This window comes from Microseira wollei NIES-4236 (genome assembly GCF_020521235.1).
Taxonomy (GTDB): Bacteria; Cyanobacteriota; Cyanobacteriia; order Cyanobacteriales; family Aerosakkonemataceae; genus Microseira; species Microseira wollei.
The window spans coordinates 1-9,826 of record NZ_BLAY01000258.1 but is presented as its reverse complement, the minus strand read 5'-3'; the positions used below and the strand labels follow the sequence as shown (position 1 = coordinate 9,826).

Here is a 9,826-nt window from a genome sequence, read left to right as displayed (position 1 = left end):
TAGCAATTAGCAAGGATGGCTAATGGCTAATGGCTAGAAAAATTAGCAATTAGCAATTAGCAATTAGCAAGGATGGCTAATGGCTAATGGCTAGAAAAATTAGCAATTAGCAATTAGCAATTAGCAAGGATGGCTAATGGCTAATGGCTAGAAAAATTAGCAATTAGCAATTAGCAATTAGCAATTAGCAATTAGCAATTACCAACCAACCAACCAACCTATGCCAGTACAAACATTAGACATTTCCCCAGTTGGGAGAGTAGAAGGCGATTTAGATGTCCGCGTCGAAATCGAAGATGGATATGTCACCAACGCTTGGACGCACGCCGAACTGTTCCGAGGATTTGAAATTATCTTACGCGGAAAAGACCCCCAAGCTGGATTAATTGTCACCCCTCGCGCTTGCGGAATTTGCGGCGGTTCCCACTTAACTTGTGCTTCTTGGGCATTAGATACCGCCTGGGGTACGGAAGTTCCCCGCAACGCCATTTTAGCCAGAAACTTAGGTCAATTAGCGGAAACGATTCAAAGCATTCCCCGCTATTTTTACGGCTTATTTGCCATAGACTTGACCCATAAAAAATACCAGCACAGTCCATTTTACGACGAAGCGGTAAAACGCTTCGCCGCCTTCACCGGCAAATCCTACGAATTAGGCGTGACAATTTCCGCCAAACCCGTCGAAATTTACGCATTATTAGGCGGACAATGGCCTCATTCGAGTTACATGGTTCCCGGCGGCGTTATGTGCGCCCCGACTTTAACCGATATTACCCGCGCTTGGTCGATTTTGGAATATTTCAAAACCAATTGGTTAGAACCAGTTTGGTTGGGTTGTTCCTTAGAACGCTATGAAGAAATTAAAACCTACGACGACTTCATGGCGTGGATTGATGAAAATCCCAATCATGCCAATTCCGATTTAGGTTTCTATTGGCGCATGGGGTTAGATATCGGTTTAGATAAATATGGCGCAGGCGTGGGCAAATACGTCACTTGGGGATATTTACCTCACGAAGATCGATATCAAAAACCGACAATTGAAAGTCGCAATTCTGCCGTAATTATGAAGAGTGGCGTGTACGACAGTTTCACCGACACTCACCGATTAATGGATCATACCTTTGCCCGCGAAAATACCGCCCATGCTTGGTATGAAGAAGGCAACGCAGACGTTCATCCTTTCGACCGGACAACTAAACCGATTCAGAAAAATACCAAAGATTTCGAGAATGCTTATTCTTGGTCAACTGCGGTACGTCACCAAGATTTAGGAAGATTAGAAGCAGGTGCGTTGGCGCGTCAATTAGTTGCAGGCGGAAAACATGGGGAATCTTGGCAACATTATGATGGGTTTATTCTCGATGCTTTCAAACAAATGGGTGGGGCAAATATTCACCTGCGGCAATTAGCACGAGTTCACGAACTTGTCAAGTTGTATCGAGAAGCCGAACGCTGCTTGCGCGAATTTAAACTCAACGATCCTTGGTATATCAAACCAACAGAAAAAGATGGTCGGGGATGGGGTGCAACTGAAGCGGCACGGGGGTCTTTGTGTCACTGGGTGGAAATTGAAGGCGGCAAAATTAAGAATTACCAAATGATTGCGCCCACGACTTGGAACGTCGGCCCCCGCGACGGTGAAGGTGCAAAAGGGCCAATTGAAGAAGCATTAATTGGGACGCCAATTCAAGATGCAACCGATCCGGTGGAAGTTGGTCACGTCGCGCGATCTTTTGATTCTTGTTTGGTTTGTACAGTTCACGCTCACGATGCGAAAACTGGGGAGGAATTAGCGCGTTTTAGAACTGCGTAGAAAATAGCTAATGGCTAATGGCTAATGGCTAATTGTTGTTCGGTTAGCCATTAGTTGTGTTTTTGATCGCTCTACGCGGTTCGGGCTAGACATAGCAAGCGACGTGGTTGGGATTTTGCCATAAGCAAATGTGGCATAATAAATAGTGAAGATGTTTAAGTCAGCGCACTGATTCACTTCAAGATGATTTCCGAAACTACCCGTCGAAATATTTTTGACGCACTTCGTGTTCAAAACACCAACTGGTCTGGAGGTTTGGACGAACCTGATTTTTTGGCGCGGATTTTTGCTCTAGAACAAATGCCATCTTACGACTCCCGCTTCAAAAATGCGGCTGGCGATATTTGGCAACATCGAATAAACAATCCACAAGACTGGGATGATGATTGGGTTTTTACAGACGAGAGATTTAATTTGTTACGTGGCGATGATGAAAAATTTTTGCAATTTCTCTGCGAAATGATTCACCCCGTTGTTAGAAATGACCAGCAAGAAACAGAGAAATTGCGCCAGTTATTCAATGAATTGTTAGCAGTTGATGGCTGGGAAATAATTGAACGGTCTAAAATCTCAGGCTACCCCGTATATGCGGGCAGGCGCAAAATAGAAGGTGTGCCATTAAGCGTAAATTTGGCTAAAAAACAAGAACTTTGCAATGCAGAATATTTGAGCCGCCAATTAAATCGTATTGAAGCTGCGATTCCACACGACCCAGATTTAGCCATAGGCACGTCTAAAGAATTGGTTGAAACCTGTTGCAAAACAATTCTTCAAGAGCGTGGTGTTGAATTTGACAACAATTGGGAATTAACAAAAATAGTCAAAGAAACCTACAAACAATTAAAGTTGACTCCTGATGATATTCCAGAGACAGCAAAAGCGTCAGAAGTCATAAAGCGATTACTCAGCAACCTTGCGACAGTAACACAAGGACTAGCGGAACTGCGAAATTCTTATGGCACTGGTCATGGCAAATCGGCTAAATCAAAAGGACTTACGCCAAGACATGCTAAACTTGCCGCAGGCGCAGCAACAACGTTGGCTATTTTTCTGTTTGAAACCCATGAGTCACGAAATGATAAGCCGTAGTCAGTAGGGTGCGTTAGCGATAGCGTAACGCACCAAATTCAACAATTTGAGAGTAAATTGCATTCGTTGCTTATCGGTGAAGTGCGTTCGCGCAGCGTACCGGATGGCATATCGCTTACTTTCCCATGATGCGATTGGAGTCAATGGGATGAATGCGATCGCACTTCCCATGTCCCCGATTTGATCGGAGAGTCGCGATCGCATACACCCATCGCCTTTTTTATCCACCGACTTTATATAATCAGAGTACCAGTTTCAAAAAATACCAAGGTTTAGAATTGTGGAAAGAATTTATAAAGTCGATCGGTTAAATTCTGCTTATTGTTATCCTCTGCTAGAAACTTCAGATTTAGAGTCAACATTCCTGCAACTGGCTGAACAATGGCGACGGGAAACAGGCATGATGTCTTTAGTTACAAAAATGTCCATGCACCCCGCTTACCAAAGAATAATCGGCATGGGTCAACCTGTCGTCCCGTTGATTTTGCGAGAAATAGAGAGAGAACCGGATCATTGGTTTTGGGCATTGCAAGCGATTACAGGAGCAAATCCCGTGCAGTCAGAACAGCGTGGCAGGTTGCAGCAAATGGCAGCAGCATGGATACAGTGGGGAAAAGAAAATGGCTACAGATGGTAGGTTGGAAAAGTACAAAGAAGACGAATTCCCTAACTTAGTTGCTACTGGATATCGCATCACCAGTTCCCAGTCAAGAAATTACAATTGTTTTGCTTGGGCAGCAGGTGAAGATGACCGTTGGTGGAATCCTTTGGAACCAGACAATCCCTACTATTGGCCTGATGGCGTACCCGCAGAATTAACGATAGAAGCTTTTATTCAAGCTTATCAAACTCTTGGATTTAGTCCTTGCGATCGCCCAGACCTAGAACCAGGTTTTGAGAAGATAGCAATCTACGCTACACCTGATGGCGAACCAACCCACGCAGCTAGACAATTACCCAATGGTAAGTGGACGAGTAAACTAGGACGATGGGAAGATATAGAGCATGAATTAGATGGGTTGATCTGTGAGATGTACGGTTCTGTGAGGCAAATTCTAAAGCGGCCTATTTTGTGAGGCGATATGCCTCGAAAGCGATCGCATTTCCAGATAGGAAGCGATCGCTCCTTAAGTAGGGTTATTGATGGATGCGATCGCATTTCCATCACAATCTCAAGTAGAGACAAAAGCTCTGGGAGCAGGTGCGCCTCTGAGCATTCCTTCTGTACTGAGATCTTCATCTATCTCTTCCCAATGAATGCCATAACCTCCACCACAGAGAACCCACTTGGTTCGTTGTTGTTCTGTAGCGTTAAGTAATCTTGGATACCAAGTTAACGGAACAGTAATAGTTCGTCCATCCATCAGATCTACGCTAATTGTTTCGTCTGTAAAGTTGACATTCTTAACTCTCTCATCCGCTCGAATTGCCAAAATACCCATACCAAGCCTCCAGTAGAATTTGTTGATTTTCTTGTACTACGGTTACAGCATGGCGAACTCTTGCTCAAAAGTGTATCCTATTCCGAAATAGTTCTATCTTCTAGAATGATGCCAAACTCAGATCGAGATGTACCTCAACGCCCTGTTTCGCGCCAATGGATCGATACTCGTTCGTGTGCCATAGGTTGTCTGGGCTATGTAGCAGGAATAGTGACTCTGCCAATCGTTATATTTCTATGGTCGAATACACCCGATATTAAAAAGCAAAGATTTTTGGAGAGAGAGACTAATAAATGTCAGAAATGTAACTTATCCAACCAAGACCTAGCATTGAGAAATTTCAACAATGCAGATTTCTCAGGGGCAAACCTTCAAAATGCGGTTTTAGGAGGAGCTAAATTAAGAAATGCTAATTTTTCCAATGCTAATCTTAAACAAGCTGTGTTGCGGCAAGCCAATCTAGAAAATGCTATTTTTAATCGCGCAAATTTGGAGAAGGCAGATTTCCGTTGTGGCGCTGGAACTTGTACTTATCTCGCTAGTACAAGCTTTAGAAAGGCGAATCTAACTGGTGCTGATTTTAGATACGTTGGATTGACGCCAGTGGGTGAGATCGGATTGCCAAATGTTGATTTCACAGACGCAGATTTAACTGAAGCTAACTTCGATGGTGCTAGCTTAAAGGGAGCTTTGATAGAGCGAGCCAAGTTCTGTAAAACAACAATGCCTGATGGAACGATTTCAAACCGAGATTGCTAGTTCTGACGACTCCCACTAGGCAAATTAAATAGAGAAGCGATCGCTCTCTATTTCAATAGTTTCAAGTGTATAGTATTTGACGGGAGTAGGGGCGGGTTTTACGAGATATCTTTGAATGCAGCGCCAAGTATAAATAAACCCGCCCAGGCTCAACTACCGATACCACCCGACATGATATTAGATGTATTATTAAGGCAGCGTTGAGTTGAAGTTTTAGCCTATGATTCTGGAAGTTGCTATCCTTGATGTTAAACCTGGCTTAGCTCCTGAATTTGAAGCTGCTTTCAAAATAGCTTCAACCATTATTGCAACTATGCCAGGATACGTTTCTCACGAACTTAAACGCTGCTTGGAAACTGCGAACCGTTATATTTTGCTGGTACGATGGCAAACATTAGAAGCTCACACGGTTGGATTTCGAAAATCATCTCAGTATCAGGAATGGCGTTCCTTGCTGCACCACTTCTATGAACCATTTCCAGTTGTAGAACACTACGCAGATGTTTGGCAAAACAGTCGCGATGATACAGTGTATTGATCCGATTGGCATCGCCATTTTGGATGTAAAAATAACAGCGTTAAGCGGTTAAGCGATTCAAGTTGAAAAATATCCCATGCTAACTATTATTGGTTGCGGTAATCTCAATCGAAATGATGACGCTGTAGGTGCAATTATTGCCCAGCGCCTCCAGCAATTTCTTGCCGAAAATCCTTATCCAAATGTCCAAGTTTATGACTGCGGCACGGCGGGAATGGAAGTAATGTTTCAAGCCAGGGGTAGCAAACATTTAGTCATTATTGATGCGAGTTCGACTGGTTCCGAACCGGGTGCAGTGTTTAAAGTTCCAGGAAAAGAATTAGAAGCCTTGCCGGAACCAAGTTATAATTTGCATGATTTTCGCTGGGATAATGCTTTAGCTGCGGGGCGAAAGATTTTTAAAGATGATTTTCCTCAAGAAGTGACGGTTTATTTAATTGAAGCGGAAAATCTTGATTTTGGGTTAGAATTAAGTTCGGCTGTTAAGCGGGCTGCCGATATTGTTTTTGCAGAAGTGACTGAAATTATTAGGAATTATGCAGGAAATTGACTAGCAATATTCCCAATTTATCTTGATAATCCTACACATCAACATACAGGTATCGTAGGGGCGGGTTTTACCAATAACCTTGGGCAAAAACAAACAATTTAACTAAACCCGCCCCTTACAGCGGCTTGCAGCCGCTTGAGGTACAGCGAAATCGCTTTGTTTGTGTAGCGGCACCCGCGCATGGTGCCGCTACACAAACAAAGGTGTACCTCACTCAGCAAGCAATCCGCTGTATATGGTTGCGCGAATCGCACCTACCTCACAGTTAATATCCTCAAGCGGCGATAATATTAGTAAGCACTCTCAAGGAAAATACCAATGTTAACCACTACAGAAATATCAAAAGTCTTGACCCTAGAAGACTATATGCTCAATCCCCCCGATAAGACAGAATGGGTGGATGGGCAATTAGTCGAGAAAAACGGCATGGCAGCAAAACAGGGTCGAATTCAAGCTAGACTCGCTAGGTATTGGGGAAATTACATCATTTCCAGCAATCAAGGTGGAGAAGTTTACACCGAAACTCCTTGTCGCACAGTAGGGCGAGGGCGTTGTCCTGATGTTTCCTACATCACACCAGAACTACTGACACAATTTGGTGTCAATTTTACCGTCCTACCTCAGAGTTTCCCTCTCATTGCTGAGATTGTTTCCCCAACAGATCAAGCGGAAGAAGTATTTACAAAAGTCAGAGAATATTTAGAATCCGGCTGTCAAGAAGTTTGGCTAGTTTTTCCGGAAAGTCAGTGGGTTTTAGCAATCACCCAACAGCAGCAGAGATTGTTTAATTTAGGTGAGGTAGCTAGCACTCAAATCCTTCTCCAAGGGTTTAGCATATCCGTCGATGAATTGTTGGCTTAAAAACTTGCTATCTTCTGCTAAAAATCAACTTCCTACAATGGTTACAGTCTGGTTTATTAGACATGGCGAGAGTGAATCTAACGCTGGTTTACCTACCTCCGATCCGTTCGCTATCAAACTTACAGATCGGGGGGATCAGCAAGCTAAACAAATAGCCTTATCGTTTACTCAACAGCCATCCTTAATAGTTACCTCGCCTTACCTACGCACTAAGCAAACAGCACAACTGACAATTGAACGCTTTTCATCTACTCCACAAGCGGAATGGTTTGTACAGGAATTCACATATCTTTCCCTCGATCGCCGTCAGCCAACAACTAACCTAGAACGCCGTTCAAAGGTCGCAGCTTACTGGCAACAATGCGATCCGTTCTACGTCGATGGTGACGGCGCGGAATCATTTGCAAATTTAATCGACCGCATTCGATATTTGCGGCAGCAAATTGAGCAGTTGGATGAAGAATTTGTGGCTGTGTTTAGTCATGGACTGTTCATGCGGGCAGTTTTATGGTCATGGCTGACTAATTCAGTTGAGATTAGTTCCGAGAGTATGCGTCGGTTTCGAGATTTTGCCGACTCATTTAAATTACCGAACGGTGCAATCCTCAAGTTACAATTATATAATTCAGATATCTGGTTTAGCCCTATAATAACTTCTCATCTGTTTGAACAATATGCTTAATCGCCCCCATCGGGGTTGAGCATATCCGTCGATGAATTGTTAGCTTGAAAAATTAGCGCTTTGGTTGTTAAATCAAAACTTATAGTCTATTGAAATACTGCCATGTTAAACAAACCCAAAAAAAACTGGACACCCAAAAACTGGGCAAGTTGGAAACCCTTCGGCATCGGCGAACAATATCCTAATAATTATTGGGAAGTTTTTCGCGCAATTTGGATGTCGCGAGACAACCTACCTTATGCGTGGGAAGTCCTCAACAAGGGCGTGTGCGATGGGTGTGCATTAGGCACAACGGGAATGAAAGATTGGACAACAGATGGCATTCATGTGTGCAACGTGCGTTTGCGTCTGTTGCGGATGAATACAATGCCAGCATTCGATCCGGCAATTTTAGCGGATGTCTCGCAATTAAAAAGTAAGCGCAGCGCCGAATTACGCGATTTGGGAAGATTGCCTTATCCGATGATCCGCCAACGTGGGGAAAAGGGATTTAAACGGGTGAGTTGGGATGAAGCTTTAGATTTGATTTCTAGTCGCATCTCTTCGTCCACTCCTGACAAACTCAGCTTTTATATCACCAGTCGCGGCACTGTGAATGAAACCTATTATGCCGTGCAAAAAGCAGTCCGGGCGATGGGAACAAATAACATCGATAATGCTGCGCGAGTTTGCCATTCTCCCAGCACCGCTGCGCTGAAAACATCCCTCGGCGTCGCTGCAACAACTTGTTCTTATAAAGATTGGATCGGCACAGACTTATTAGTGTTTATTGGCTCAAACGTCGCCAACAATCAGCCGGTTACAGTTAAATATCTCCACTGGGCAAAGAAAGCGGGGACAAAAATAGTTTGCATCAACAACTACCGCGAACCGGGAATGGAACGCTACTGGGTTCCTTCGATTGTGGAAAGTGCTTTATTTGGCACTAAATTCGCCGAAGATTTCTTTTTAGTCAATGTCGGCGGAGATGTTGCTTTTCTCAATGGCACGCTCAAACACCTGATTGAAAATAACTGGATCGCTCCGAATTTTATTGGTAATTATACCACAGGTTTTGCCGAATTAAAAGCCGCCCTCGATACGCAATCTTGGTCGGAATTAGAGCGAGTTTCCGGTGCGACTAAAGAGGACATGTATGCCTTCGCCAAAATGGTCGGGGAAGCAAATAAAGCCGTTTTCGTTTGGAGTATGGGAATTACCCAACACGAATGCGGTGAAGATAACGTGCGTTCTATCATTAATCTCGCTTTAACTAAAGGATTTGTCGGGCGAGAAGGGTGCGGGTTAATGCCAATTCGGGGTCACTCTGGCGTGCAGGGTGGTGCAGAAATGGGATGCTATGCGACAGCTTTTCCAGGGGGTAAACAGATTACGGCTGAAAATGCTGCCGATTTGAGTAAGATTTGGGGATTTGATGTTCCTAGTAGCAAGGGACTGATAGCAACAGAAATGATTGATGCGGCGTATGAAAATAAGCTGGATGTGCTGTTTTCAGTCGGGGGAAATTTCCTGGAAGTTTTGCCAGAACCCGATTATGTGGAAGCGGCTTTAAAACGAGTGCCGTTGCGGGTACATATGGATATTGTACTTTCCAGTCAGATGTTGCTTGAACCGGCAGATACAGTGGTTTTACTTCCGGCAACAACTCGCTATGAAATTCCTGGCGGAGTAACGGAAACTAGCACCGAAAGGCGGGTGATTTTTAGTCCGGAAATACCCGGTCATCGAATTGGCGAAGCGCGTCCGGAATTGGAAGTATTTATGGAATTGGCAAGGCGAGTGAAGCCAGAATTGGCAGATAAATTGCATTTCTCTTGTGGGGAAGGAGAGACAGGCATGATGTCTATCCCACAAGATGGAAATCAGACAGGCAAGATGTCTATCCCACAAGATGGAAATCAGACAGGCATGATGTCTATCCCACAAGATGGAAATCAGACAGGCAAGATGTCTATCCCACAAGATGGAAATCAGACAGGCAAGATGTCTATCCCACAAGATGGAAATCAGACAGGCAAGATGTCTATCCCACAAGATGGAAATCAGACAGGCAAGATGTCTATCCCACAAGATGGAAATCAGACAGGCA

The 9,826-nt window shown here is 44.0% G+C and carries 12 protein-coding genes; 10 read left to right on the top strand and 2 right to left on the bottom strand.

What is annotated here, in order from left to right:
• Nucleotides 1-220 precede the first annotated feature (220 nt).
• Nucleotides 221-1,816, top strand: a complete 1,596-nt coding sequence (locus MiSe_RS44635; protein WP_226593032.1) for a nickel-dependent hydrogenase large subunit — start codon at nt 221-223, stop codon at nt 1,814-1,816.
• Nucleotides 1,817-1,999: 183 nt separating this feature from the next.
• Complete coding sequence (locus MiSe_RS44630; RefSeq protein WP_226593029.1) at nt 2,000-2,905, top strand: abortive infection family protein; 906 nt, start codon at nt 2,000-2,002, stop codon at nt 2,903-2,905.
• Here MiSe_RS44630 and MiSe_RS44625 read toward each other — a convergent pair whose 3' ends face one another.
• Entirely contained in the window at nt 2,906-3,133 is a 228-nt protein-coding gene (locus MiSe_RS44625) for a hypothetical protein (RefSeq protein ID WP_226593028.1), read from the bottom strand.
• 52 nt (nt 3,134-3,185) lie between these two features.
• On the opposite strand from MiSe_RS44625, the gene MiSe_RS44620 reads away from it, so the two are divergent.
• Nucleotides 3,186-3,542, top strand: coding sequence for a hypothetical protein (locus MiSe_RS44620; protein WP_226593026.1), 357 nt, complete (start codon nt 3,186-3,188; stop codon nt 3,540-3,542).
• Complete coding sequence (locus MiSe_RS44615; protein ID WP_226593025.1) at nt 3,526-3,981, top strand: DUF7689 domain-containing protein; 456 nt, start codon at nt 3,526-3,528, stop codon at nt 3,979-3,981. Before MiSe_RS44620 ends, MiSe_RS44615 begins: the two co-directional genes overlap by 17 nt.
• A gap of 96 nt (nt 3,982-4,077) precedes the next feature.
• Here the strand turns inward: MiSe_RS44615 and MiSe_RS44610 are convergent, their stop codons facing one another.
• Entirely contained in the window at nt 4,078-4,347 is a 270-nt protein-coding gene (locus tag MiSe_RS44610) for a DUF2442 domain-containing protein (protein ID WP_226593024.1), read from the bottom strand.
• Nucleotides 4,348-4,452: 105 nt separating this feature from the next.
• On the opposite strand from MiSe_RS44610, the gene MiSe_RS44605 reads away from it, so the two are divergent.
• From MiSe_RS44605 to MiSe_RS44580, 6 genes are all read left to right on the top strand, one after another.
• Nucleotides 4,453-5,106: a pentapeptide repeat-containing protein gene (locus MiSe_RS44605; RefSeq protein ID WP_226593022.1), complete on the top strand. Its 654-nt coding sequence runs from the start codon at nt 4,453-4,455 to the stop codon at nt 5,104-5,106.
• A gap of 220 nt (nt 5,107-5,326) precedes the next feature.
• The gene (locus MiSe_RS44600) at nt 5,327-5,644 is read left to right on the top strand and encodes an antibiotic biosynthesis monooxygenase family protein (protein WP_226593020.1); all 318 of its coding nucleotides are present in this window, start codon (nt 5,327-5,329) and stop codon (nt 5,642-5,644) included.
• 76 nt (nt 5,645-5,720) lie between these two features.
• Nucleotides 5,721-6,194 carry a hydrogenase maturation protease gene (locus MiSe_RS44595; protein WP_226593018.1) on the top strand — a complete coding sequence of 158 codons (474 nt, stop codon included), beginning with the start codon at nt 5,721-5,723 and terminating at the stop codon, nt 6,192-6,194.
• A gap of 318 nt (nt 6,195-6,512) precedes the next feature.
• Complete coding sequence (locus tag MiSe_RS44590; protein WP_226593016.1) at nt 6,513-7,055, top strand: Uma2 family endonuclease; 543 nt, start codon at nt 6,513-6,515, stop codon at nt 7,053-7,055.
• A gap of 37 nt (nt 7,056-7,092) precedes the next feature.
• Nucleotides 7,093-7,737 carry a histidine phosphatase family protein gene (locus MiSe_RS44585; RefSeq protein ID WP_226593015.1) on the top strand — a complete coding sequence of 215 codons (645 nt, stop codon included), beginning with the start codon at nt 7,093-7,095 and terminating at the stop codon, nt 7,735-7,737.
• Nucleotides 7,738-7,839: 102 nt separating this feature from the next.
• A partial coding sequence (locus MiSe_RS44580) for a molybdopterin-dependent oxidoreductase (protein WP_226593013.1) occupies nt 7,840-9,826 on the top strand: 1,987 nt, incomplete at its 3' end.